This is a genomic window from Gaoshiqia hydrogeniformans (assembly GCF_049347105.1).
Taxonomy (GTDB): Bacteria; Bacteroidota; Bacteroidia; order Bacteroidales; family Prolixibacteraceae; genus Gaoshiqia; species Gaoshiqia hydrogeniformans.
In genome coordinates, this window is record NZ_CP186334.1 from 3959408 (window position 1) to 3984350 (window position 24943).

Here is a 24943-nt window from a genome sequence, read left to right on the forward strand (position 1 = left end):
GATATTATTCATGCGAGAAGTAACTCATTGTTTTCCGGTACGATGAAAACACACGGGCCCTGGATATAAACCCGATATATTTTCCAGAATCGATTACCGCCAAATTATACCTCCCTGTACTTTCAAATTTTTCCACCACCTGTTCCATCGAATCTTCGGTCGAAATATAATGTTCGGGCGGATACATCAAGTCACTCACCCGGACCTGGTCGTATAACTCGCTTTTAAAGATCAGGTGACGGATATCATCCATTTTCACCATGCCTTTCAGATAACCTTCCTGATCGACGATCGGGAACAGGTTGCGGTGTGCCTTCGCGATGGCTTCGGTTAAATCGCGCAAAGTTGCCTCCGGCGACAAGCTGACAAAATCAGTTTCGATCAGTTTTCTTACTTCCATCATCTGGAGCACATTTTTGTCTTTATCGTGCGTCATCAGCTCTTTCCGGTTTGCAAGCTGAAAATGATATACCGACCTGGGGGCAAAAGCTTTAACCGTTACATACGAGAAGGTAGCTGTAATCATCAGCGGAACAAAGAGCTGGTAGCCTCCGGAAATGTCGGCAACCAGAAAAATGCCGGTCAAAGGGGCCTGCAGCACGCCGGCAATCAGTCCCGACATGCCGATGAGTGCAAAATTATTTTTATCAATTTGCTGAATACCAAATGTGTCGGCAGCCAGGGCAAATAACATCCCGGTGTTCACCCCAATAAACAAGGTGGGCGCAAAAATTCCCCCAACGCCTCCGGCGCCGAAAGTAACAGCCGCTGCAATCACTTTCAGTAAAATAATCGCGATCATGATGGCGAATACCCACCAAAGGTTTTCCTGCATATGAAAAAATACAGAATTGTTGAACAGGTAACCAACATCGCCTGCCAGGCACGAATTGATGGATTCGTAGCCTTCGCCGTAAAGCGAGGGGAAGACAAAAATGATGATCCCGAGCAGAAGTCCGCCGAAGATCCACCGGCTCCAAATATGGCCGATTTGTTCAAATTTGGCAGAAATGTAGATGTAAATGCGGGTGAAGTACGCCGATACCAATCCGGCAACAATCCCGAGCAGGATATAATAGGGCAGATCAGCAATGACAAAGGTATTTTCAACTTTAAACGGGTAAAGCACATCGTGTCCCATGAAGAAATAGGACGTAACCACGGCCGAGGATGAGGCCAGCAATAAAGGTACCAGCGAAAATGTGGTCAGTTCGATCATGATCACTTCAACAGCAAAAACAATGGCGGCAATAGGCGCCTTAAAAATCGCGGCCATCGCCGCCGCCGAAGCACAGGCCAGCAACAGGATGGTGTGTTTGTAATTCAGCCGGAACACACGCGACAACCACGAGCCATAAGCTGCTCCCGTAGCCACTGTTGGCCCTTCCAACCCAACAGAACCTCCAAAACCAACCGTAACTGCACTGGTAACAACCGACGAAAAAAGATTATGCCTGCTCAGCTCCCCGCGCCGGCGCGAGATGCTGTGCAATACATTCGGAATTCCCGGCCTTACCGGACTGCGGATGATAAAACGGACAATAAACACGGTGAAGAAAATACCGATCGACGGAAGTATCACGTAAATGTAGTTGTGGACTTCCTGATCGATAATTTTATAAATAACCGACCGGGTAAGCCAAACCGAGTTTTTAATGATGGTTGCCAGGATACCGACAACGACGCCGATCACGATGCTGAGCAAAACGATGAGCTTACGTTCGCTGAGATGTCGTAAACGCCAACGGTGAAAACGGACAATAAATGGTAAATTTCGTTTCATTTACCTTAAAGTTACGGATACATCGGGTGAATAAGTTACGGATCTATTTTTTCTTTTTGAAGATATCTTTAAATGTTTCCCAGATTTTTTTTGTTTCCGGTTCCCGGGAGCCGGGTTGCGTTTCCGGCCGGTTCTTTCCCCGGGCAAAAATCTGTTCAATCAGCTTGCCGATATCTTCTTTTTCCGGTTCGTCGCGGTAACCGGGGATGTCCAGGGCCGCCAGAATTTCAGGAGCGGGCTGGCGGAACGACGCGAACTGCTGATTACGGTATCGTTGATCGCTGTACATTTTACTGTAAAATTTTCCGACAATGGGTAAAGCCATATAAGCTCCCTGTCCGTAAGTGATTGTTCTGAAGTGAATTCCGGGATCGGCGGCGCCTACCCAGCAGCCGGTTACCAGCCTTGGGTTCATCCCGATAAACCAACCGTCGGCATGGTCCTGGGTTGTTCCTGTTTTTCCAGCAAATTCGCCCGGAACCCGGTAAACAGAACGAATAGCCGAACCGGTGCCGCCGTCAATCACCGATTGCATCATATGCACCAGGATCCGGCAGTTTTCTTCATTCAAAGCGGTATACCGGGGCAACGGGGGTTCAAACCCGGCCAATACTTTTCCCTGTTTGTCTTTAATGGATACCAAGTAGTTGGGCGGATAATAAATCCCTTCATTTAAAACGGTCCCGTAGGCCGAAACCATTTCTTTCAGGCTGATGGACGCCACGCCCAGCGCCAGTGAGGGGAACCTGGGAAGTTCGCGGCTGATTCCCAGTTCATGCGAAGTCTCGATCACTTTGTCAATACCGGTTTGCATCAACACATCCACTGCCACGGTGTTGATTGACCGGGCCAGGGCTTCCCGCATACTGTAATATCCTTCATAGTCTTCATGCGAGTTTCGCGGCGACCAATCCTGGTAATCTTCGTAAATTTTCCGTTCGTTGGCGTAATAGCTGTACGGACTTAATCCCTGTTCGAGGGCAGCCAGGTACACAAAGGGCTTAAAAGACGAACCTACCTGGCGGGCAGCGGTTACATGGTCGTATTTGAAATACCGGTAATCAATTCCCCCAACCCAGGCTTTTACTTGTCCGTTGGCCGGATTGATCGCGATAAAGCCGGCATTCAGCATTTTCAGGTAATGTTTCAGCGAATCGAGCGGGCTAAGCTGAAGATGTTTGTCGCCTTCCCAGGTAAACAGGGTGGTCTCAATCTTTTTATCGAAGGCTTCTTTTATTTCATCTTCGCTTTTGCCCGAGGCCCGCATGTGCTTGTAGCGTTCGGTTTGGCGGATGGCGCGTTGCAGGATGGCGGGGTCTTTTGCCCACGGATCTGTGTTTTTCCAGTGATTATCGAAAACTCCCTGCAGGTTATTCATATACTCGACGACCGATTGCTGGGCAAAATACTGATAATCGTAATTGACGGTTGTTTCAATTCGTAAGCCGTCGGTGTACAGGTTATACGGTTCGCCTTTCTCGTTGAGGTTATTTTTGCACCAGGCGATCAGCTCGGGCCTTAACATTTCCAGAAAATACGGCGCAGGCCCTTCATTGTAGGAAATACGGCGGTAGCGTAATTTAAGCGGCTTTTCCCGGAAGATCCGGCCTTCTTCCTCGGTTAAAAAATCGTTTTTCACCATCTGCCCGATCACCACATTCCGGCGCTCCGTCGATCGTTCAGGATGGACGCGCGGGTTATAGGCGTTGTTTGCTTTTAGCATACCCACCAAAACCGCGGCTTCGTCAACCGTCAGGTTTTTCGGTTTTTTACTGAAGAAGCGTTCAGCGGCCACCTCGATTCCAAAAATATTTTCGCCAAACGGGACCGTATTCAGGTAGAGCGTAAGAATTTCATCTTTGGTGTAAATCCGTTCCAGACGATAGGCGATGATGGCTTCGCGCAGTTTATTGACAGGCATCGAAAATACCCAGAGGTTATTCCGGGGAAACAGGTTTTTGGCAATCTGCTGACTGATGGTGCTCCCGCCGCCGGCGCTTTTTTCCTGCAGCATCAGGGTTTTTATAAAAACCCTGAACAGGGCGATCTCGTCAATTCCCCGGTGTTCGTAAAAGCGCGCATCTTCGGTGGCAATCAGAGCCTGGATAATGTTGGGCGAAATCTCGTCAAAGGTGACATTGCTCCTGTTTTCGGTATAATAACGGCCCAGAAGCTTTCCTTCTTCGGAGTATACCTCCGAGGCCTGCGGGTTTTTAATGTTCTGTAATTGTGCTGCAGTTGGCACCACACCCAGGAACCCCAGGTAAACAGCTGTAAAAAACAAGGCAAATAAAATAATACCTGCAGCCATCACCTTTAATACCAGCCAACCGACCCGTTTGGATGCAGAATAAGATTCTTTCGATTGGCGTTTTCTTTTCGGTTTCGTATTGGATTTGGTTGTTGCCTTTTTTACCGGAGTTTTCTTTTGCGGCATCGTACTCTAAATTTTCACCCAAAACTAAGGAATTAAATGTTAAAAATCTCCTTCCAATTTTTGAAGGGTTAAAAACTTTTGAAAAAATTAATTGTCTATATACATTTAAAAAGGCATTTCGATTTATGAAGATTGCAATTACCGGATCACATGGTTACATCGGGCAAAAGCTGGTAACACAATTGGAGAAACAGGGCCATGAGATGAAGCCGCTCACCCGTTTGCTCATTTACGGCAATGCTGAAGCGTTTGCAGCCGAATTGGCCGGCTGTGAGGGCTTGATTAACCTGAGCGGCGCACCAATCCTGAAACGCTGGACCAAGCTCAATAAATCGGTTATTTACAACAGCCGGGTGGTGACAACGGCAAAACTGACCCAGGCCGTTAACCTGCTGCCCGGCGGAAAGAAGCCGAAGGTATTTGTTTCAATGTCGGCAACCGGCATTTACTCTCCTTCAGGAAGTCACGACGAAAACAGCTCTGACTTTGATGCCGGCTTTATTGGTGAATTGGTGAAGGATTGGGAGTCGGCAACCGATACGCTCGATGGCGGTGTTCGCAGGGTGATATTCAGAACAGGCGTGGTGCTGGGAAAAAATTCGCAAACCATTCAGAATTTATTGCCCGTTTTTAAAGCCGGCTTTGGCGGAAAGATTGGTCACGGAAAACAGGCGTTCCCCTTTATTCATATTGATGATTTGATTACTGCTTTTTCTCAAAGTATAGCGGACAGCGCATTTACGGGCGTGTATAACTTAACGGCTCCGGAGCAGGCGACAAACGAAACCTTAACCAACTTGCTGGCTGAAAGGCTCCGGAAACCGGTATTTTTTCGGGTACCGGCATTCCTGTTGAAGCTGGCGTACGGAAGTGCGGCTCAACTCATGCTGGAAAGTCCGTTCGTTGTCCCCGACCGCTTACTCAGACAGGGGTTCACGTTTCGGTATCCCACACTGGCTGAAAGCTTACAGGAAATCGTGGGAGAGGGTTGAAATGAAAAACCCCGCCGGAAGCAGGGTTTTTACTATGTAGCTGTTGTAAAATTACAATTGAGGGCCGGCAGCTTTCAGTGCAATAGCCGCTTCGTTATCGCAATACTGTTCGAAGTTCGCGATGTATTTGGCAGCCAGTTGTTTTGCTTTAACGGTCCAGTCGGCTTCTGTTGGATAGGTATCACGCGGATCCAGAATTCCTTCTGAAACGTTTTTCAATGCAACAGGAACAGTCAGGTTCAACACCGGAATGTGTTTCGTTTCAGCTTCCAGAATTGATCCGTCGATGATGGCATCAATAATAGCCCGGGTGTCTTTTAACGACATCCGTTTGCCTGTTCCGTTCCAGCCGGTATTTACCAGGTAAGCTTTAGCGCCGTGTTGTTGCATTTTGGCAACCAGTGTTTTTGCGTACATGGTTGGGTGCAACGTCAGGAACGCTTCGCCAAATGCGGGAGAGAACGACATTTGAGGTTCAGTGATCCCGCGTTCCGTTCCGGCCAGTTTTGATGTGTAGCCACAAAGGAAGTGGTATTGAGCTGATTGATCATCCAGGATAGAAACCGGAGGCAATACGCCGAAGGCATCGGCACTCAGGTAAATAATTTTGCTCGCGTGGCCTGCACGTGAAGGAAGAACAATCTTGCTGATGTGATGAATCGGATAAGAAACGCGGGTGTTCTCTGTTTTTGAAGCTTCTTTTGAGAAATCGGGAGTTCCGTCTTCTTTTACCGTAACATTTTCCAATAGGGCATCGCGTTTAATGGCGCGCCAGATATCCGGCTCGTTTTCCTTGCTCAGGTCGATTACTTTTGCATAGCAACCACCTTCGTAGTTGAAAACGCCGTGGTTGTCCCAGCCGTGTTCGTCATCACCAATCAGGTAACGTTTTGGGTCGGCCGACAAGGTTGTTTTTCCGGTTCCCGACAGACCGAAGAAAATAGCGACATCGCCATCGGTTCCCACGTTGGCTGAGCAGTGCATCGAAGCGATCCCTTTCAACGGCAGGTAGTAGTTCATCAAGGCGAAAATACCTTTTTTCATCTCGCCGCCGTACCAGGTACCGCCAATCACCTGCATCCTGCGGGTCAGATCGAAAAGGGTAAAGTTTTCAGAATGAAGGCCCTGTTCTTTCCAGTTTGGGTTGGTTGTTTTTGATCCGTTCAAACAAACGAAATCGGGTTCGCCATAGTTATCCAGTTCATAGTGTGAAGGACGGATGAACATGTTGGTTACAAAGTGAGCCTGCCAGGCCACTTCCATAATGAAACGTACTTTCATCCGGGTATCTTCGTTTGTTCCGCAGAACGTGTCGACCACGTATAATTTTTTTGCGCCTGACAATTGTTTTGTCACCAGGTTTTTACACGCATCGAAAACTTCCGGGGAAGTCGGGCGGTTGATCGTTCCATCCCACCACATGGTATCTCTTGTGGTATCATCCAATACAATAAATTTGTCCTTAGGTGAACGACCGGTAAAAATGCCGGTATCAACAGCAACCGCACCGGTATTGGTTAATACGCCTTTTTCAAAACCTTCGTTGGCCGGATCGATTTCGGCCTGAAAGAGTTCTTCGTAAGACGGATTGTGAACGATTTCTATGTTTCCGGTAATTCCATACCTGGATAAATCTAGATTTTTCATAGTCAACAATTAAAAAATTAATAATTCCAACAAAACCATTTTTTTCTCGACTCACAAAAATAATTTTTTTTCAAGACCGGGGGGGACGACCATTTTTAAATTGGTCTTATCCGTAAAAATACGACACAAAAAAAAGACAGCGTGTTATTTAACACGCTGTCTTACAGTAGAATGTATAAATAATACTTTAATTTTTTAATGTTAAGAAATTATTATCAAAATTACCGGTAACCCTTATGAACGCGGGTGAAAATGAGTCAACGTATTCTTCAAATAATCCCTGTCCAAATGGGTGTAAATTTCGGTTGTCAGGATTGATTCATGCCCAAGCATTTCCTGTACAGCACGCAGGTCGGCGCCTCCCGAGATCAGATGCGTTGCAAATGAATGCCGGAAGGTGTGCGGGCTGATCTTTTTGTTCAGACCAACTTTTTCTGCCAGGTTTTTGATGATCGTGAAAATCATCACCCGGCTTAATTTCTTCCCTCTGCGATTCAGAAAAAGTACATTTTCACTTTCCGGGCTGATCCTTAATGTTTTGCGGTAACCCTGCAGGTACTTGGTAATTTCTTCAATCGCTTTTGAACTAACCGGGACTAATCTTTCTTTTTCAGATTTTCCCTCAATTTTAATGAAACCCTGATCGAAGAAGAGGTTGGTTACTTTCAGGTTAACCAGCTCTGAAACACGCAGGCCGCAGCTGTAAAGTGTTTCAAGCATCGCTTTGTTTCGCTGGCCTTCCGATTTGGTCAGGTCAACGCCGTCGATAATTAAATCAATTTCCTCCATGGTCAGCACATCAGGCAATTTTCGCCCGATTTTCGGAGATTCCAGCAGCGTTGTCGGATCGCTGTTGATTTTTCCCTCCATAAGCAGGTACTTGAAGAACGATTTAATCCCGGAGATGGTACGAGCCTGTGTTCGCGGCGATACTCCACGATCATTGATATACTCGATAAAACTTCTCAGGTGGTTTAACCTGACCTTCTCTGGCGTTAGCCGTTTAAAACTCTCGTCTAAAAATGCCATCAGTTTGTTGATGTCATTGATGTACGCTGCAATTGAATTCTGAGATAATGATTTTTCAAGTCTCAGAAAAGTTTCGAACCCTTTTTTGCTATCTTCCCATTTCATAATTAAAAACAATTAAATTTTTTTCTAAAAACAATTTAAATAATTTTGGTTCTTTTTGTTTCCACTCAATAACTCCGAAACGTATTGAGATTAAGTTTCTCCCCAAGATTACATAATTTTCAATACGTAGGAGCGTTGTTAAAGTTACTAGTTATTTTTTAAAAAATAAAATAAAAATGAAAATACTGTTAATAAATGGCCCAAATTTGAACTTATTAGGCAAAAGAGAAAAAAATATTTATGGTGATCAAGCCTTTGAAACATATTTTATAACATTAAAAAACAAATATCCGTCTGTTTATATGGAGTATTTTCAGTCGAATGTCGAAGGAGAGATCATAAATAAAATTCACGAGGTTGGTTTTCACTACGACGGAGTTGTCATAAACGCGGGCGCTTACACCCACACCTCCGTTGCCATCAGGGATGCAATTTCGGGCATCACCACGCCGGTTGTCGAAGTTCATATTTCCAACATTCTCACCCGCGAAAATTTTCGTCACGAGTCAATCATTGGCCCCGTGTGCCGTGGCAGTATTATGGGATTTGGCCTGGATTCGTATCGTCTGGGGATAGAAAGTTTCATGAAAGATTAACGTTTAGCTATTTTATCCGTATCAAAAACAAAGTTTTTCTCGTCGTAAAGAAAAATATCTATTTTCGTGGCCCCATAATTTTATTTAGTTAGAAATGAAACATACGAAAATTGTTGCTACGATCTCAGACCTGAGGTGTGAACCTGAGTTTGTAGAGTCGTTGTTCAAAGCAGGAATGAATGTTGCCAGGATGAACACCGCGCATATTACCAGTGAGAGCGCGCTTAAGGTGCTCAACAACATCAGATCGGTGTCTGATTCGATTGGCATTCTGGTGGATACAAAAGGACCCGAGATAAGGACAACTGAGTTGGCAAACCCGATCAAGGTTGCCTATGGTCAGTTGGTGGAGGTGTCCGGGGTTTTGAGAGAAAGTGCTGAAGACCGGGCGACTTTGATGGTGTCGTATCCGAAGTTCCACGAAGAAATTCCGGGCGACGGAAGAATCTTAATTGATGACGGAGAAATTGAACTAAGCGTTGTTGAAAAAAAACAGGACTATGTCCTATGCAAAGTTGAAAATTCGGGAACAATTAAAAATAAGAAGAGTGTAAATACTCCCGGTTTTAGTGTCCAACTTCCCTCCGTTTCGAAAAAGGACGAAGAATTTATCGAGTTTGCTGCGAAAAATAAGGTCGATTTCATTGCTCATTCATTCGTTCGGAATAAAGAAGATGTTTTAAAGGTGCAGGAAATCCTCGACAGGTTCAACAGTCCGATCAAAATCATCGCCAAAATCGAAAACCTGGATGGGGTTAATCATATCGACGAAATTCTGGATTATGCCTACGGGATTATGGTTGCCCGCGGCGACCTGGGGATTGAAATTCCGGCAGAAAAAATTCCGGGTATCCAGCGCCTGTTAATCAAAAAAGCAGTTCAGCGCAAAAAGCCGGTGATTGTTGCCACACAAATGATGCACAGCATGATTGACAATCCCCGCCCGACGCGTGCAGAAGTCAGCGATGTGGCAAATGCCATCTATTCCCGGGCCGATGCCATCATGCTGAGCGGCGAAACAGCTTACGGAAACTATCCCGAACAAGCGGTTAAATATATGAGCCGTATTGCCCAGGAGATTGAGCTGAGCAAAGATAAGCGGAACGACATCACCATCCCTTCGGTCGAAAATGAAGTGGTTGCGTATCTGGCCGAGGCTGCTATCCAGGCGTCGAAGGAGTTGAAAACAACGGCGATTGTCACCAATACGCTTACCGGAAGAACTGCCCGTTACCTGGCAGCTTTCAGGGGCGATAACCCGGTATATGCCCAGTGTTACGATGCTACGGTGGCCCGTCACCTGTCGTTGTCGTACGGGGTGCGTACTAGTGTGATTGAGCCCAAACGCAACAAATACAAAATGATCCGTACATCTCTGAAATCCTTACTGGATGACGGAAAATTACAACCCGAAGATATGGTTGTTTATATTGGTGGTAGTTTTGGTATTGGAGGAGGATCTTCTTTCATGGAAATCTCAACGGTTGATAAACTTACCCACAAGGATAACGATTAAGAATCTCAAACGCTGTTTGAAAAAGAGACTGTCCTGGTTTGTTTCCGCGACAGTCTTTTTCTATTATTGGAGTAAAGGGCATCACATTTTGATTCTTTCGTTAGTTGAACTGGGATTGTTTTTTAAATTTGCCCAAACAATTCAGTAATCCGGATGAAAAATATTTCCATTGGACAAGATTTGGGCGAGCGCTGCCCGGATGTTTTTTTATCGTGTATTGAATGTGATGTGCAGGTGGGGCCGTCTAATGCTGAGCTGTGGCAGTTGATTGAAGACACCTGCGGCCGGATTGCCCAACGGTACGATACCGAAGATATCCGTCATATTCCGGCTATTGCATCGTCGCGAGAAGCCTACAAGCTTTGCGGAAAAGACCCGGCCCGTTACAGGCTCTCGGCCGAAGCCTTGCTGAGGCGGGTGGTCAGCGGCAAAGGCCTTTACCGGATCAACAATGTGGTCGACCTGCTGAACCTGGTGTCGATTAGTTCAGGCTTTTCGATTGGAGGTTACGATGCTGACCGGATTGATGGCAAGGTGGAGATGGGGGTCGGTAAAAAGGACGAATGGTACGAAGGTCTGGGGCGCGGCGAACTGAATATCGAAGGCATGCCGGTCTTCAGAGACCGGAGAGGCGCTTTCGGTACTCCCACTTCTGATTCCGAACGAACCGGTGTTCGGGAAGATACCCGGCGTTTTCTGATGGTGATTATCTCATACAACGGTGGTTATCAGCTGCACGATGCCAGCCAGATGGCTGTACGTTTGCTGACCGAATTTGCCTCAGCATCCCGGTTCGAAACTTATCAAATTACAGTTTGAATGTTGAAATCTGTTTGTAGCGTACTGTTGCGCCTGTTGGGCTGGAAACCGGTAAACGGAGTCATGCCTCATAAAAAAGCAATCATAATTGGCGTGCCTCATACCAGCGCTTGGGATTTTGTGATCTCTTATTTATATTATACCTCGCAGGGAGGAGTCGCGAATATTGTCATTAAAAAAGAATTTTTCTTTTGGCCCCTTGGCTATTTTCTGAAAAAGATGGGAGCTCTCCCGATCGACCGAAGTAAAGGCGTTTCGGTGGTCAAGCAGATCATCGAAGAAATGAACAAACGGGAAACGATGCATTTGGCCATTACGCCCGAAGGAACCAGAGAACTGAATAAAAAATGGAAGGCCGGTTTTCATACCATCGCCAAAGCCACCGGAGCTGTTGTTTACCTCGGTTTTTTCGATTTTGGGAAGAAAGAAATTGGCTGGATTGACACCCTTGAACTGACGGATGATCCGCAGGAAGATATCCGCCGGATGAAAGCCTATTACCGGGCGAAAGGTATCAGCGGAAGGCACCCGGACCAGTTTACCGCGGAAGATTAAACCGGAGAATTGCTGTCAGAAACAATAAAAACAGGTAAACTTTAAGAAAATGAATTTCTGGAACGAACGATACGCAGCAGAAGAATACGCTTACGGAACCGAACCCAACGATTTTTTAAAACAGGAATTGGATCGGTTAAAGCCGGGAAAAATTCTGCTGCCGGGAGAAGGAGAGGGACGTAATGCTGTTTATGCGGCCCGGCAGGGATGGCAGGTTTTGGCTTTTGACAGTAGTTCGGAGGGAAAGAAAAAAGCGGAGAAGCTGGCCGTCCTTCATCAGGTCAGCATTAACTATCTGATTGATCATTACGACGAGATTGAGCTTCCGGTCCATGAATTTGACTGCCTCGCGCTGATCTATACGCATATGCCCGCAGCCGAACGCCGCGAGTATCACCGGAAACTGGCTGCATCGTTAAAACCGGGCGGGACGCTGATTCTTGAAGGATTCTCGAAGGAGCAAATCCATAACGATACCGGTGGCCCCAAGAGCGTTGAGATGCTTTTTTCGAGGGAAGAACTGGAAGCTGATTTCAGCGAATTTTTCAAGCTTTCGATAAGCCAGCTTGACCTGGATATCCGGGAAGGCCTCTATCATAACGGGAAAGCGTCGGTAATACAACTGGTAGCCGTTAAGTAGGTTTTTCGGATAACTTTTGTAATGAAATACTTATCGGGCTTTAACGGAGGAGTTTCAACTGAAAAATTTTCCTTTTAAAAAAATCAGCTTTTCCAAGAACTATCGGCTTGTTCTGTTGTTTTTCACTGTAATAAGCGAGATGAAAAAAATGTTGAACGGAAGCATAAAGCTTGTTTTTATATTAAAATTCAATCTGTAAGGCGATTAAGTTGACAAGTGTCAATTATTTTTATTTCCTTTTAGCAGTCTTTTTTATAACAGATTATTAAATTTGCATAAAAATCTGGTATTATGTTTTTTCTCGGATTTGCCGGACCAATTGTACCTTACCTGCTTCTGACAGGAATTATGCTTGTTCTCACACTGGGGACGAGTAAGGAGGCATTGGCCAAAGTGACGCCGGATCCGGAGGAAAAACAAATTCTATTCAATACCGAACAAATTAACCATACAAATCATTTCTCTTGTTATCAAATCAGCTTTCAGGATGATGAGCCGGATCAGTCAGTCGTTTTGGGATCAGCGCTCTCTTTAGAAACAACACATTTGATACTTCCGCACACGATCAATGATTTTCAGCATGCTGTTGGTATTCCGTATTTTAAGGAATACAGTTCAGTTTATTTCGGACTTTCTCCACCTTGTTTGGCATAACACCCGGTTTAGAGAAGTACCCGAAATTTTATTTTTACAGCCATTATGATTGGAATTATTGGTTTAAGCCACAAGTCGGCGCCTGTACATATTCGCGAAAAGTTTGCTTTAAATAAAGATGAATGCTCCGGTTTATACAAAAGCATTGTAAGCAACCAGTATATCGAGGAATTGGTTATCCTGTCTACCTGTAACCGTACGGAGATATACTTTAAAGCTGATAAATGCTGTTCAACCGGTGCATTTACCATCATCATGAGTTACCTGCGAAAATACGCGGGTGTTGGAGAAGAAATGGACAAGCATTTTTACCGTTTTCAAAACGATGAAGCGGTGAAACATCTTTTCCGGGTGGTCTCCAGCCTCGAGTCGATGGTATTGGGCGAATACCAGATCGTTTCGCAAATTAAAGAAGCATACAGCCAGGCGAAAGAAAACGGAACCGTTCGTAAGGTGCTGAAGCGGTTGTTTCATAAAGCCCTGGAAACGGGCAAGCTGGTGCGTACCAACACCGAAATGAGCGCGGGCGCTTTTTCGGTCAGTTATGCGGCTGTTGAAAAATGCAGTGATCAGTTTCGTGATTTACAGGATAAAAAAATATTGTTGATCGGCGCCGGGGAAACCGGGGAGCTTGTCATTAAAAATCTGTACAAAAAAGGTTGTAAAAACATTACGGTGACCAACCGTACGGTTGTTAAAGCCGAAGAGCTGGCCGCACGCTACCAGGGCGAAGCGCTTCCGTTCTCCAGATTGATGGACGGGATTCATGAAGCCGAAATCATTGTCAGCTCCATCTCAAGTAAAGAGCCAATTTTCGACGCCGGGAAAGTGAAACCCCACCTGAACGGCCATCCGCACGTGATGATGATTGACCTGGGAGTTCCCCGGAATATTCACCCGGACGTGAGCGAAATACAAGGAGTTTCACTCCTGAATGTTGATGATCTGGAAGAAGTGGTTGCCGGAAATATGGAGAAGAAAAAAGCCTATGTTTCGGTGGCCGAGGGGATTATTGCTGAGAAAGTGATCGAGTTTTCAGATTGGTTAAGCATCCAGAACCTGTCACCGGTTATCCAGAACATGGTTTCTGTCGTCAGCCGGATGAACAGTGACGAACTGGCCGTATTCCGGAAATTTCATTCAGAAGAAGAGGTCCGTAACATGGAAAAATATGGAAAACACATTACCGAAAAGCTGACCAACCTGATGATCAAAAATCTGAAAACCATGAGCAATAACGGTCGCCAAACAGAATTTCTGAAAATCATCAACGATCTTTTTTCTTCATAAATCATGAGCAATAAAACCATTAAGATAGGCACAAGGGGGAGCAAACTGGCCCTTTGGCAGGCAGAACAGGTGAAAATGGCCATCTCAAACGCTTTCCCCCGGTTAAATGTGGAAATCGTCGTGATCAAAACCAAAGGAGACATCATTCTCGATGTTTCCCTTTCGAAAATTGGCGATAAAGGGCTGTTTACCAAGGAAATTGAAACCGCTTTGATCAACGGCGAAGTCGATCTGGCCGTGCACAGTCTGAAAGATCTGCCGACCGAATTACCGGAAGGATTGATCATTGGAGGCATGTTGCCGCGTGGCGAAGTTCGGGATGTCTTTATCTCCCGCGACGGACGAAAACTGGAAGAGATGACCGGGAACGACCGGATTGCCACGTCGAGTTTACGCAGGAAGGCTCAGTTACTTCATTTGAATCCCCGCCTGAATATCGTTGATATCCGGGGAAACGTAGATACCCGTCTACAGAAACTCAGGAATGGCGATTGTGACGCACTGATTATGGCTGGCGCCGGGATTATCCGTCTGGGTTACGAGACGCTGATCACGGAGTTCCTCGACCCGAACCTGATATTGCCGGCAGTGAGCCAGGGGGCAGTCGCTATTGAAATCCGCGAGGACGACGAATATATGCAGCGGATTATCGATGCCGTTTCGGATGAAACGACCTGGCAAACAACCATGGCCGAGCGCTGGCTTTTGCGTACCCTCGAGGGCGGATGCCAGGTGCCGGTAGCCTGTTTCTCAGAGGTCGACGGGTTGACTATAAAGTTAACCGGACTGGTTTCGGCGCTTGATGGCTCAAACTATATCTGTAAATCGGTTAGATGTCCCATCGAAGAAGCTTCGGAAAAAGCTATTGAATTGGCGCAGGCGATACTGGACGAAGGAGGCAAAACCATTCTTGATCAGATTCGAACCGTTTCGTAAGTCATGGATAAGCGGCAGGAACCAAATATATTGGATGGCAAAATCATCATTTGCACCTATCCGCAAAAAACACCGGACGACTTCTATGATATCATCAGTAATTTGGGTGCAGAGATTCGTTATCTGCCGATGATTGAGGTGAAGGCACTTTCTGTACAACTGCCTAAAGCTATTTCGGCCTATCAGTGGCTGGTGTTTACCAGCAAAAATGCAGTCTCGGCTTTTTTTTCTCAATATATGCCTGTCCGGGAAAACCGGATTGCAGTGCTTGGTGAAGGTACGGCGAAAGAACTGGACGCTTTCGGGCTGAAAGCTGATTTTATTGGCAGCGGTCAGTCGGCAGTCGATTTTGTCAGCGAACTGGCAGCAGTTATCTCTCCCGGTGAAACCATGCTTCTGGCGCTGGGAACCCTGGCCCCCGATACCTTGCAACAACGCCTTTCAGGTCAATACCCGGTTGACCGGGTGAATGTGTATCAAACCGTCATGCCCGCGACTGTCGACCCGGAGTTGTTCGAACAGATAGAACAGGACCGGTATGATTGGCTGGTTGTGACCAGCCCGTCAGCTATAAAAAACCTGCATGCCTGCCTCAAAAAAACCAGCTCTGATCTGCGGATCATCAGCATTGGAGAGACCACCACGGCCGCGATCAGGGAGCTGAACCTGGAGCCGCTGGCAACCGCCGCAACTCCGGGATACAGAGGGCTGGCAGAAAAAACGATTGAGATAGCCTTGAAAAATTACAGTAAATCCGGCAAAAAATAATAAATTGGCTATCCCCGTTTTTGCCTGGAAAAGCGGGACTGAACTGAAAAAAAAGACCATCAAAATATTGATATTATGAGTTATCCGATCACACGCTTAAGAAGACTTCGTAAAACAGCCGCAATCCGCAACATGGTTCGTGAAACTGAAGTCAACAGGGACGACCTGATTATGCCTTACTTTGTTTGTCCCGGAGAAAATGTAAGCAACCCGATAAAATCGATGCCCGGCAACTACCAGTTATCCATCGATCTGTTGGTCGAAGAGGTGAAAGACCTGGTTGAAAAAACAGGAGTGGATAAGGTATTACTGTTTGGCATCCCGGAAAAAAAAGATGAGGACGGCCACGTAGCATGCAGTCACGATGCGATTGTCCCCCGGGCGATCCGCGCACTCCGGGCAGCGCTGCCAAAACTCGTTATCGTTGCCGATGTATGCAACTGCGAGTATACAACGCACGGGCACTGCGGAACCATTATCGGCGGCGACGTTCATAACGACAGTACCTTACATACGCTTGCCGCCCAATCGGTTACCCTGGCAAAAGCCGGCGCCGATATTATTGCTCCCAGCGACATGATGGACGGGCGTGTGGGCGCCATCCGGAAGGCATTGGATGAAAACGGATTTGAAAATACGCCCATCATGGCTTATTCGGCGAAGTATGCGTCCGGTTTTTACGGTCCTTTCCGCGATGCGGCCGAAAGCGCCCCGAAATTCGGCGACCGCAGCACTTACCAGATGGATCCGGCTAACAGCGATGAAGCATTACGCGAAGTGGAGCAGGACCTGATTGAAGGAGCCGATCTGGTGATGGTGAAACCTGCACTGAGCTACCTGGATGTCATCAACCAGGTAAAAACAAGTTTCAACATACCGGTGGTTGCCTACAACGTAAGCGGCGAATTTTCGATGGTAAAAGCAGCAGCAGCCAATGGCTGGATTGATGAAGAGCGTTTGATCAAAGAAATTCTGACTTCGATTAAACGCGCCGGCGCGGATGTAATTATTACGTATCATGCGAAAGAATTTGTACTGAGTGAATTAAAAAAAGGAAACCGGGTATAAATCCGTTAACGGACTGAGCAGTCACGAAACATTGCCTCGCACCTGTTTCATTTGGTCACCGTTATTTTTGTATGTACGATTGTCAAGTCAACGTTATTTAGGCATGGACAATGGATAACTTGAAATTTGAAACTCAAAACTCAAAACTCAAAACTGGAATGATGAACAACAATAAAAGCATAGAGGCATTTGCCCGGGCACGACAACTGATTCCTGGCGGGGTAAACTCGCCGGTACGCGCCTTTCGCAGCGTGCAAGCCGATCCGTTATTTATTCAAAAAGCAAAAGGCGCCAGAATCTGGGACATTGACGGGAATGAATACCTCGATTTTGTCGCATCCTGGGGGCCGCTGATTCTCGGGCATGCACGAGAAGAGATTATTGACGCTGTTAAAAAAGCGGCCGAACTCGGAACCAGTTACGGCGCTCCAACCCTCATCGAAACCGAGATGGCCGGGCTGATTACAGCGATGGTCCCGTCGGTGGAGAAAGTCCGCATGGTGAATTCAGGCACCGAGGCTACCATGAGCGCTTTACGCCTGGCCAGGGGGTTTACAGGAAGGGATCTGGTGGTGAAATTTGCCGGCTGTTATCATGGACATGCCGACAGTTTCCTGATCAAAGCCGGTTCGGGCGCCATTACTTTAGGACTGCCCGACAGTCCGGGGGTGACGAAAGCTGCCGCTCAAAATACGCTGATCGCGGAATATAATAACCTTTCGTCGGTAGAGAAGTTGTTTGTAGAGCGGGGGAATGAAATTGCCGCCGTTATCCTGGAGCCGGTTGCCGGGAACATGGGTGTTGTTTTACCGGAAGCCGATTTTTTGCATGGGCTTCGAAACCTGACCAAATCATACGGTTCGCTGTTAATTTTCGATGAAGTGATTACCGGTTTCCGTCTGGCCCCGGGAGGTGCACAGGAACGGTTCAATATAAAACCTGACCTCACCACGCTTGGGAAAATTATCGGCGGCGGTTTACCCGTGGGAGCTTACGGTGGCAAAGCCGAAATTATGGATCAGTTGGCGCCGGAAGGACCGGTTTACCAGGCCGGAACCTTGTCGGGCAATCCGTTGGCAATGGCTGCCGGTAAGGTGATGCTTAAAATACTGAAAGAAAACCCCTCGGTTTACACCGAATTGGAACGTAAAGCGGCCAGGCTGGAATCCGGGTTGACCAGCAACCTGCGAAAAGCCGGAATCCCGGGAGTAATTAACCGCATTGGCTCCATGATGACGATGTTTTTTACTGACGAGCAAGCGGTGAAATCATTCGATCAGGCGATGAAATCGGATACTGCCCGTTACGCGGCCTATTTCAAAAAATCATTGGAAAACGGGATTTATATGGCCCCGTCGCAGTTTGAATGCCTGTTTGTTTCCGACGCTCATACCGATGCCGATATCGACCGGCTGATTCAGGCAAGCGAACAGGCGATGAAAAGCCTCTAAAATTTAAAAACACAGGAATGCAGTCAATTTTCTTGGATAAACTAAAAGGGAAAAAAACCAATCGTCCGCCGGTCTGGTTTATGCGCCAGGCAGGACGGGTTTTGCCCAATTACAATAAGCTTAAAGAAAAATATACCTTCCACGAATTGATGGAAGATGCCGGGTTGGCCGCCGAAGTCACGCTGATGCCTGTTTACGACCTTGGGGTTGATGCAGCTATTTTATTTTCTGATATCCTGGTTATTCCCCATGCGATGGGAATGGAGCTCGAATTTACAGATCACGGGCCGGTTTTTAACAAACCCCTGAAAGGCTTGAGCAATCCGGCAGATCATCTGAATCCGGCCCCGGAGAAACTGGAATATATTTACCGGAATATTGATGAGATTATTCGTCAGCGGCCGGAAAATACGCCCTTGATCGGTTTCTGCGGAGCGCCCTTGACCACCTTGTGTTACATGGTGCAGGGAATCAGCTCCAATCCGAATTTTCCCGAAGCTGTCAAATTTCTTTTTCAACATAAAAAAGAAGCAAAAAAACTGATTGACGCGATTGCCGAACTCTCGGCCCATTACGCGCAAAAGCAAATTGAACATGGCATCGATGCTTTTCAGTTGTTTGAAACGCATGCCAACCTGGTTCCGGCCGACATGTACCGGGAGTTGTTTATGCCTGCCGTTGAAAAAATCGGACGGCTTGTTCGCGACTCAGGAACACCGTTCATATTTTTCCCGAAAGGATTAGGCACCGGATTGAAATACATAACGCCTGATCTGGCTGACTTTGTCAGCATCGACTGGCAAATGCCGCTGGAACATGCCCGCCAGCTGGTACATCCTGAAATCGGTCTGCAAGGTAACCTCGATCCCCGGTACCTTTACGGTACGTTGCAGGAAATCGAACAGGTTTTGGAAACCTATAAGCCTTTTTTCGGGGAAAATGAGAAATGGATATTTAACCTGGGGCATGGTTTTCTGCCGGATATTCCTTACGAAAATGCCCGGTTTGTTGTTGATTGGATTAAGAGCACAAAATGGGCCTGATGCAGGCTTGTGGCGGTTCGGTTACAGGCGCAAAGAAATCCCGAAAGTTCCAGGCTTTCGGGATTTTTTATTGGATTAGCTACTTAATGTTTATAGCGGAATGTTACCGTGTTTACGCGGTAGGTTGGACTTACGTTTATTGTGGGTCATATCCAACGCGTTGATGATTTTTATCCGGGTATCTTTCGGGTAGATAATTTCATCAATATATCCCAGCGCTGCGGCCCGGTAAGGGTTGGCAAAGGTATCGCGGTATTCTTCCACCGCTTTTGTTTTTTCTTCATCGTTCAATTTATTTCGGTGCAGGATATTGATGGCGCCTTCGGGGCCCATAACCGCAATCTCTGCGGTCGGGTATGCGTAATTGACGTCGGCGCCAATGTGTTTGCTCGACATCACATCATAGGCTCCGCCATATGCTTTACGGGTAATTACCGTAATTTTTGCGACCGTAGCTTCGGCAAAAGCGTAAAGCAGTTTCGCGCCGTGTTTGATGATCCCGCCAAACTCCTGCTGGGTGCCCGGCAAAAATCCGGGAACATCCACCAGAGTCACCAGTGGGATATTGAAGGCATCGCAAAACCGGACAAAACGTGCCGCTTTTGCCGACGAATTGATGTCTAACACACCTGCAAGGTGAGCTGGTTGGTTAGCTACGATACCAACCGATTTTCCGCCAAAGCGTGCAAACCCGACAATGATGTTTGCTGCATAATGAGGCTGCACTTCCAGAAAATGTTCATCATCAACAATTTTGTAGATGATGTCTTTCATATCGTAAGGCTTGTTGGGATCAACGGGAACAATTTCATTCATCGATTCATCTACCCGGTCTACCGGGTCGGTCGGGATTTTCTCAACCGGTTCTTCCATGTTGTTCAGGGGCAAAAAGCTCATCAGTTCCCGCACCATCATCAGTGTTTGTTCTTCGTTGTCGCCGGTGAAGTGGGCCACCCCGCTTTTCCCCGCATGCGTCATCGCGCCTCCAAGGTCTTCTTTGCTGACATCTTCGTGTGTCACGGTTTTGATTACATCGGGTCCGGTTACAAACATATGGCTTGAGCCGTTCACCATAAAAATAAAATCGGTCAGGGCAGGGGAATAGACAGCGCCTCCGGCACAAGGCCCGAGTATGACGCTTATTTGCGGAATAACGCCGGATGAGATCACGTTGTTGTAAAAGATATCGGCATATCCGGCCAGACTTTGCACGCCTTCCTGGATCCGGGCGCCACCTGAGTCGTTTAAGCCGATCAGCGGTTTGCCCATTTTGACGGCCATTTCCTGGATTTTTACAATTTTATCAGCATTGGCGCGGCTCATGGTTCCTCCAAAAACGGTGAAATCCTGGGCAAATACATAGACCAGACGACCGTTAATTTTTCCGTAACCGCAAACAACGCCATCGCCGGGAATTTTTGTTTTATCCATGCCGAACTCGGTGCTGCGGTGGGTGACTAATTTGTCAACTTCGTTGAATGTCCCCGGATCAAGTAAGTCGAGGATACGTTCGCGGGCTGTTTTTTTGCCGGCAGCATGTTGTTTTTCAATACGTTCGGCTCCGCCACCGTTTTCGGCGGCTTTATTTATCTTTTCAAAATTCTCAAATTTTGCCTTTAAGTCCATTTTTGGTCGTTTTTTTATTCAATTTCGATTAATACCTGGTTTGATTCAACCGTGTCTCCTGCTTTGATGTTTATTTTTTTAACCACGCCGTCAACGGAGGCTTTGTATTCGCTTTCCATTTTCATAGCCGAAATGATAACAGCCGTTTGGCCTTTAATAATGGCTTGACCTGCGTCAACCAGTACCTTGACAATTTTTCCGGGCATGGGCGCCGTAATCTTTTTGTCGCTGTGTGAAAGACCGCCTTCGCCGCGGCTCCGGATGTAGCGCATCTCGGCGTCAATCACTTCCAGTTCGTAGGTATTGTAAAGCGTGTAGGCCGTGTACGTTTTTGGCTTGTTCGACGGCACCAGGGAGATGTTGAACGAACGGTTGTTCTCGAGGATTGAAAAAGTCCCTTCATCATTGTGCATCAGGTCAACATGGTAGATCTTGTCGTCGACCATGATTTCCAGGAGATTTTCGTTTTGATTCAGCACTTTTACTTTGGCAATACGATCATCCAGTTTTATTTCTATCGGCATAATTTATCAGATTAAAGTCGGTCAAAGTTTTTTTGGTAAGTATATTTCTTCCATCGGTTCTCAACCGGATTGAGCTGTTTTGTTGGCAGCACTTTATTCAGCCGGTTGTAATAATCAATGTACGTGGCAATCAGAACCATGTCCTGGCACTCCCTGTCGCACCGGTCTTTTTCAAGCAAGCTGTCTTTGTTCTTCTCAATATAGTTGGTATCGTATTTTCCTTCCCTGAAATCGTTCGAATCCATGATTCGTTCCAGGAATTTGATCGACGTTTTCACCCCCGTAATTTTATATTCGTACAAGGCTCTTCTCATCCGCTGGATAGCTTCCTGCCGGTTTTCGGCCCAAACAATCAGTTTGGAAATCATCGGGTCGTAATGGATCGGGATTTCATAACCTTCATACACGTAACCATCGGTGCGCACTCCCAGTCCGAGGGGCTGGGTGATGGTATGGATTCGGCCCGGGCAGGGCATAAAATTATTGTCCGAATCTTCGGCATATACCCGGCATTCAATGGCGTGTCCCTGTTGCTTCAGGGTTTCCTGTCTGAGGAGCAGTTCATGTCCTTCGGCCACCAGGATTTGCTGTTTTACCAGGTCGACCCCGGTCACCCGTTCGGTAATCGGGTGTTCAACCTGAAGGCGGGTGTTCATTTCCAGAAAGTAATAGTTAAGCTGGTCGTCAACCAGGAATTCGATGGTCCCGGCGCCGACATAGTTAACCGCTTTTGCCGCGTCAACCGCGTGTTTGCCCATTTGATGGCGTAACTCTGCCGTCATCAGCGGCGACGGAGTTTCTTCTACCATTTTCTGGTGGCGGCGCTGGATGGAGCATTCACGTTCAAACAGGTGGATCACATTTCCATGCTGATCTCCCAATACCTGAAATTCGATGTGGTGAGGCGAGCTTACATATTTTTCGATGTAAACAGCATCGTCGTTAAAGGCCGCCATTGCTTCAGAGCGGGCAGCGCGAACCGACGGGAGGATTTCATGTTCCTCTTTGACCAGTCGCATTCCCTTGCCGCCCCCTCCGGCCGATGCTTTTATCATGACCGGCAAACCAATTTCCCGGATGGTTTTCAATGCTCCTTCTTCCGACTGGATGGCTTCGGTGGTGCCGGGAACAACCGGTACCCGGGCCGCGATCATCGCTTTGCGGGCCTCAATCTTGTCGCCCATCTTTTCAATCACTTCGGGCGACGGACCGATAAAAATCAGCTCATTTGTTTCACATAGCCGGGCAAATGCGGCATTTTCAGATAAAAAGCCGTACCCAGGATGAATGGCGTCGGCTTTTGATTTTATGGCAACCTCAATGATTTTCTCGGCCTTTAAATAGCTTTCTTTGGAAGGAGATGGTCCGATATACCAAGCTTCATCGGCATACCTGACATGCATCGACGTTCGGTCAGCATCGGAAAAGACCGCGACTGTAGCGATACCCATTTCACGGCAAGTGCGCATGATTCGGATCGCAATTTCCCCCCGGTTGGCTACCAGGATCTTGTTAATTTTTCTCATAAACAGGTTTTAACACGAGTAAATATGTAGATATTTCAAGGGAATAAAACTATTATAATTCTACATTAAAACCACATTTTCGGAAAAAAGTTTGAAGTTTCCGGTTTTATCTGCTTTCGGTTTTGGGATAGGAGTTAAACTTCGCGTAAATTTGCAGTTTTGCCTCAAAAAATGATAACAACTTATTTACCTCTGTATAAAAAGAACCTGAACCTGGCTTTCCCTGTGATTCTTTCGCAGGTAGGGCAGATCACTGTTTCACTGGTCGATAATATGATGGTTGGCCATGCCGGGACAACCGAGCTGGCTGCTGCTTCGTTTTCGAACAGTATCTTTCATGTCGGGATGCTTTTTGGAATTGGAATTACCATGGGGATAACGCCACTGGTAGGGAAGGTATTCAGCCAGCATAAAGAGCGGGAAGCCGGGGAATACCTGAAAAACGGATTTTTTCTTCATATACTCGCCGCTTTTGTTATTCTGGTGGTCATGACCGGCGTAAGTTTTTTTCTCGACCGCATGGGGCAGCCGGCAGAGGTGTCTGAGAAAGCATTTTCGTATTTTTTACTATTGGTGACCTCTTTAGTGCCCTTGTTGCTTTTTTATTCATTCAAGCAATTCCTCGAAGGGATCGGTAATACTAAACTTGCAATGGTGATTACCCTGACAGCCAATTTGGTGAATGTTGTTCTGAATTACCTGCTTATTTTCGGAAAATTCGGATTTCCCGAAATGGGATTGAACGGCGCTGGTGTGGCCACCCTGATTTCACGGGCAGTTATGCCGCTTTTGCTCATCCCGGTCGTATTGAAAAATAAACGGTACAAACACCTGTTTAGCCTGGCTTACCAGGCAAAGCTTCAGTTGAAAAGAATCGGCGAATTGCTGGCAGTTGGCTTGCCAATCGGTTTGCAGATTATTGTGGAAGTGCTGACGTTTAGCCTGGGGGCGGTAATGATGGGCTGGTTGGGCAAGGAGCCGCTGGCTGCACACCAGATCGCGTTGGGCATGGCTTCGTTTACCTACATGATCAGCCTGGGGGTGGGAGCGGGCACAACCATTCATGTGAGCCATGAGTACGGCGCACAAAATTATCCGCTGCTGCGACAGACAATCTTTGCTTCGCTGCACCTGATTTTGCTGTTTATGTCGCTTATGGGCATCGTGTTTATTTTGTTGCGGTTTCAATTGCCGTATTTGTTTACCGAAGATCCGGCTGTTATCCGTGTTGCTGCATCGTTGTTGATCATTGCCGCCCTGTTTCAGGTGTTCGACGGGACGCAGGTTGCCCTGTTATCTGCGTTGCGCGGCCTGTCTGACGTAAAAGTGCCTATGCTGATGGCCTTCGTTTCATATTCGCTTGTCGGAATACCGGTCAGCTATGTTTGCGCGTTCACATTAAATATGGGCTCCCTCGGGATCTGGATCGGATTCCTGTTTGGATTGGCCGTTGCGGCCGTGCTTTTTTCCCTGCGTTTAAAAAAATTGGTTGGGCAAATGCACCGGAGTTAGAATCTCAGTGTAGATTTGACATGACACCATAGTAAAAATAAACTAATTGGGGCGGGGCGTATAAAAAAAAGGCGGGTTACCATCGTCATGATAACCCGTTGTCCATAATTTAGCTTAGTTAGATCAGAAAATAGATATTGGTTTAAAGAGAAAAGGTATCAACTAAAGATTTAATTCTAAAGCATTTAATTTTAAATGCACTGCTAATATAGCACATATTTCAAAGGTTCGTTAAAAAATCCTTAAAATTTCTTAACGATTGAAAATTTGCTGGCCGCGGGTGTATTCTAAAAAACTGGAAATCAAGATTTAAAAATGCAACATATGTTGTAGAATATATTTCTTGTCAGTGGTTATTTTTGTGTATTTATGTAAAGTTAAGGTGAATATAAACACAGGAAGTGTCGGGATGTAATAAAATAATAG

General features: G+C 46.6%; 21 protein-coding genes. 14 read left to right on the top strand and 7 right to left on the bottom strand.

Features of this window, described 5'->3' with window-relative positions; translation table 11 throughout:
* Positions 1–4: 4 nt before the first annotated feature.
* Positions 5–1783, bottom strand: coding sequence for a chloride channel protein (locus tag ACOIT5_RS15665; RefSeq protein WP_423127099.1), 1779 nt, complete (start codon positions 1781–1783; stop codon positions 5–7).
* A gap of 43 nt (positions 1784–1826) precedes the next feature.
* Complete coding sequence (locus ACOIT5_RS15670; RefSeq protein WP_423127100.1) at positions 1827–4220, bottom strand: penicillin-binding protein 1A; 2394 nt, start codon at positions 4218–4220, stop codon at positions 1827–1829.
* A gap of 125 nt (positions 4221–4345) precedes the next feature.
* Between ACOIT5_RS15670 and ACOIT5_RS15675 the strand changes: the two genes are divergently transcribed.
* Positions 4346–5212, top strand: a complete 867-nt coding sequence (locus tag ACOIT5_RS15675) for a TIGR01777 family oxidoreductase (protein ID WP_423127101.1) — start codon at positions 4346–4348, stop codon at positions 5210–5212.
* Between the two features lie 51 nt (positions 5213–5263).
* Here ACOIT5_RS15675 and pckA read toward each other — a convergent pair whose 3' ends face one another.
* A complete protein-coding gene (gene pckA, locus ACOIT5_RS15680) occupies positions 5264–6859 on the bottom strand; it encodes a phosphoenolpyruvate carboxykinase (ATP) (RefSeq protein WP_423127102.1) in 1596 nt (531 codons plus the stop codon).
* A gap of 234 nt (positions 6860–7093) precedes the next feature.
* Complete coding sequence (gene xerD, locus ACOIT5_RS15685) at positions 7094–7993, bottom strand: site-specific tyrosine recombinase XerD (RefSeq protein ID WP_423127103.1); 900 nt, start codon at positions 7991–7993, stop codon at positions 7094–7096.
* 176 nt (positions 7994–8169) lie between these two features.
* Between xerD and aroQ the strand changes: the two genes are divergently transcribed.
* The 12 genes from aroQ (at position 8170) to hemE (ending at position 19329) form a co-directional block, all read left to right on the top strand.
* Positions 8170–8589 carry a type II 3-dehydroquinate dehydratase gene (gene aroQ / locus ACOIT5_RS15690; protein ID WP_423127104.1) on the top strand — a complete coding sequence of 140 codons (420 nt, stop codon included), beginning with the start codon at positions 8170–8172 and terminating at the stop codon, positions 8587–8589.
* A gap of 94 nt (positions 8590–8683) precedes the next feature.
* The gene (gene pyk / locus ACOIT5_RS15695; protein WP_423127105.1) at positions 8684–10105 is read left to right on the top strand and encodes a pyruvate kinase; all 1422 of its coding nucleotides are present in this window, start codon (positions 8684–8686) and stop codon (positions 10103–10105) included.
* Between the two features lie 153 nt (positions 10106–10258).
* Entirely contained in the window at positions 10259–10924 is a 666-nt protein-coding gene (locus ACOIT5_RS15700) for a B3/B4 domain-containing protein (RefSeq protein WP_423127106.1), read from the top strand.
* Positions 10925–11479, top strand: coding sequence for a 1-acyl-sn-glycerol-3-phosphate acyltransferase (locus ACOIT5_RS15705; protein WP_423127107.1), 555 nt, complete (start codon positions 10925–10927; stop codon positions 11477–11479).
* 49 nt (positions 11480–11528) lie between these two features.
* On the top strand, positions 11529–12119 hold the full coding sequence (locus ACOIT5_RS15710; RefSeq protein ID WP_423127108.1) for a class I SAM-dependent methyltransferase: 591 nt from the start codon (positions 11529–11531) through the stop codon (positions 12117–12119).
* Positions 12120–12410: 291 nt separating this feature from the next.
* Positions 12411–12773 (top strand): hypothetical protein, encoded by a 363-nt coding sequence (locus tag ACOIT5_RS15715; RefSeq protein ID WP_423127109.1) that lies wholly within the window; start codon positions 12411–12413, stop codon positions 12771–12773.
* A gap of 45 nt (positions 12774–12818) precedes the next feature.
* A complete protein-coding gene (hemA, locus tag ACOIT5_RS15720; RefSeq protein WP_423127110.1) occupies positions 12819–14063 on the top strand; it encodes a glutamyl-tRNA reductase in 1245 nt (414 codons plus the stop codon).
* A 3-nt stretch (positions 14064–14066) separates the two neighbouring features.
* A complete protein-coding gene (hemC, locus tag ACOIT5_RS15725; protein ID WP_423127111.1) occupies positions 14067–14999 on the top strand; it encodes a hydroxymethylbilane synthase in 933 nt (310 codons plus the stop codon).
* A 3-nt stretch (positions 15000–15002) separates the two neighbouring features.
* Positions 15003–15767 (top strand): uroporphyrinogen-III synthase, encoded by a 765-nt coding sequence (locus ACOIT5_RS15730; RefSeq protein ID WP_423127112.1) that lies wholly within the window; start codon positions 15003–15005, stop codon positions 15765–15767.
* Positions 15768–15842: 75 nt separating this feature from the next.
* Positions 15843–16835, top strand: coding sequence for a porphobilinogen synthase (gene hemB, locus ACOIT5_RS15735; protein WP_423127113.1), 993 nt, complete (start codon positions 15843–15845; stop codon positions 16833–16835).
* Positions 16836–16993: 158 nt separating this feature from the next.
* Entirely contained in the window at positions 16994–18286 is a 1293-nt protein-coding gene (hemL, locus tag ACOIT5_RS15740; protein WP_432205908.1) for a glutamate-1-semialdehyde 2,1-aminomutase, read from the top strand.
* Between the two features lie 17 nt (positions 18287–18303).
* Entirely contained in the window at positions 18304–19329 is a 1026-nt protein-coding gene (hemE, locus tag ACOIT5_RS15745) for a uroporphyrinogen decarboxylase (protein ID WP_423127114.1), read from the top strand.
* A gap of 90 nt (positions 19330–19419) precedes the next feature.
* Here hemE and ACOIT5_RS15750 read toward each other — a convergent pair whose 3' ends face one another.
* Genes ACOIT5_RS15750 through accC form a run of 3 tightly spaced genes read right to left on the bottom strand, consistent with a single transcriptional unit; the run spans position 19420 to position 23005 of the window.
* Positions 19420–20955 carry an acyl-CoA carboxylase subunit beta gene (locus tag ACOIT5_RS15750; protein ID WP_423127115.1) on the bottom strand — a complete coding sequence of 512 codons (1536 nt, stop codon included), beginning with the start codon at positions 20953–20955 and terminating at the stop codon, positions 19420–19422.
* Positions 20956–20969: 14 nt separating this feature from the next.
* A complete protein-coding gene (locus ACOIT5_RS15755) occupies positions 20970–21479 on the bottom strand; it encodes an acetyl-CoA carboxylase biotin carboxyl carrier protein subunit (RefSeq protein ID WP_423127116.1) in 510 nt (169 codons plus the stop codon).
* An 11-nt stretch (positions 21480–21490) separates the two neighbouring features.
* On the bottom strand, positions 21491–23005 hold the full coding sequence (gene accC / locus ACOIT5_RS15760) for an acetyl-CoA carboxylase biotin carboxylase subunit (protein ID WP_423127117.1): 1515 nt from the start codon (positions 23003–23005) through the stop codon (positions 21491–21493).
* A gap of 171 nt (positions 23006–23176) precedes the next feature.
* Here accC and ACOIT5_RS15765 point away from each other — a divergent pair, with 171 nt between their 5' ends.
* Positions 23177–24517, top strand: coding sequence for an MATE family efflux transporter (locus ACOIT5_RS15765; RefSeq protein WP_423127118.1), 1341 nt, complete (start codon positions 23177–23179; stop codon positions 24515–24517).
* Positions 24518–24943 lie beyond the last annotated feature (426 nt).

Excerpts from the sequence above, each read along its gene's own strand:
- pckA (WP_423127102.1), bottom strand. The coding sequence starts at position 6,859 with ATGAAAAATCTAGATTTATCCAGGTATGGAATTACCGGAAACATAGAA.
- hemA (WP_423127110.1), top strand. The coding sequence starts at position 12,819 with ATGATTGGAATTATTGGTTTAAGCCACAAGTCGGCGCCTGTACATATT.
- ACOIT5_RS15665 (WP_423127099.1), bottom strand. The coding sequence starts at position 1,783 with ATGAAACGAAATTTACCATTTATTGTCCGTTTTCACCGTTGGCGTTTA.
- ACOIT5_RS15705 (WP_423127107.1), top strand. The coding sequence starts at position 10,925 with ATGTTGAAATCTGTTTGTAGCGTACTGTTGCGCCTGTTGGGCTGGAAA.
- ACOIT5_RS15700 (WP_423127106.1), top strand. The coding sequence starts at position 10,259 with ATGAAAAATATTTCCATTGGACAAGATTTGGGCGAGCGCTGCCCGGAT.
- hemC (WP_423127111.1), top strand. The coding sequence starts at position 14,067 with ATGAGCAATAAAACCATTAAGATAGGCACAAGGGGGAGCAAACTGGCC.
- hemB (WP_423127113.1), top strand. The coding sequence starts at position 15,843 with ATGAGTTATCCGATCACACGCTTAAGAAGACTTCGTAAAACAGCCGCA.
- ACOIT5_RS15730 (WP_423127112.1), top strand. The coding sequence starts at position 15,003 with ATGGATAAGCGGCAGGAACCAAATATATTGGATGGCAAAATCATCATT.
- ACOIT5_RS15765 (WP_423127118.1), top strand. The coding sequence starts at position 23,177 with ATGATAACAACTTATTTACCTCTGTATAAAAAGAACCTGAACCTGGCT.
- aroQ (WP_423127104.1), top strand. The coding sequence starts at position 8,170 with ATGAAAATACTGTTAATAAATGGCCCAAATTTGAACTTATTAGGCAAA.
- ACOIT5_RS15715 (WP_423127109.1), top strand. The coding sequence starts at position 12,411 with ATGTTTTTTCTCGGATTTGCCGGACCAATTGTACCTTACCTGCTTCTG.
- accC (WP_423127117.1), bottom strand. The coding sequence starts at position 23,005 with ATGAGAAAAATTAACAAGATCCTGGTAGCCAACCGGGGGGAAATTGCG.
- ACOIT5_RS15755 (WP_423127116.1), bottom strand. The coding sequence starts at position 21,479 with ATGCCGATAGAAATAAAACTGGATGATCGTATTGCCAAAGTAAAAGTG.
- ACOIT5_RS15670 (WP_423127100.1), bottom strand. The coding sequence starts at position 4,220 with ATGCCGCAAAAGAAAACTCCGGTAAAAAAGGCAACAACCAAATCCAAT.
- ACOIT5_RS15750 (WP_423127115.1), bottom strand. The coding sequence starts at position 20,955 with ATGGACTTAAAGGCAAAATTTGAGAATTTTGAAAAGATAAATAAAGCC.
- hemL (WP_432205908.1), top strand. The coding sequence starts at position 16,994 with ATGATGAACAACAATAAAAGCATAGAGGCATTTGCCCGGGCACGACAA.
- ACOIT5_RS15675 (WP_423127101.1), top strand. The coding sequence starts at position 4,346 with ATGAAGATTGCAATTACCGGATCACATGGTTACATCGGGCAAAAGCTG.
- hemE (WP_423127114.1), top strand. The coding sequence starts at position 18,304 with ATGCAGTCAATTTTCTTGGATAAACTAAAAGGGAAAAAAACCAATCGT.
- pyk (WP_423127105.1), top strand. The coding sequence starts at position 8,684 with ATGAAACATACGAAAATTGTTGCTACGATCTCAGACCTGAGGTGTGAA.
- ACOIT5_RS15710 (WP_423127108.1), top strand. The coding sequence starts at position 11,529 with ATGAATTTCTGGAACGAACGATACGCAGCAGAAGAATACGCTTACGGA.
- xerD (WP_423127103.1), bottom strand. The coding sequence starts at position 7,993 with ATGAAATGGGAAGATAGCAAAAAAGGGTTCGAAACTTTTCTGAGACTT.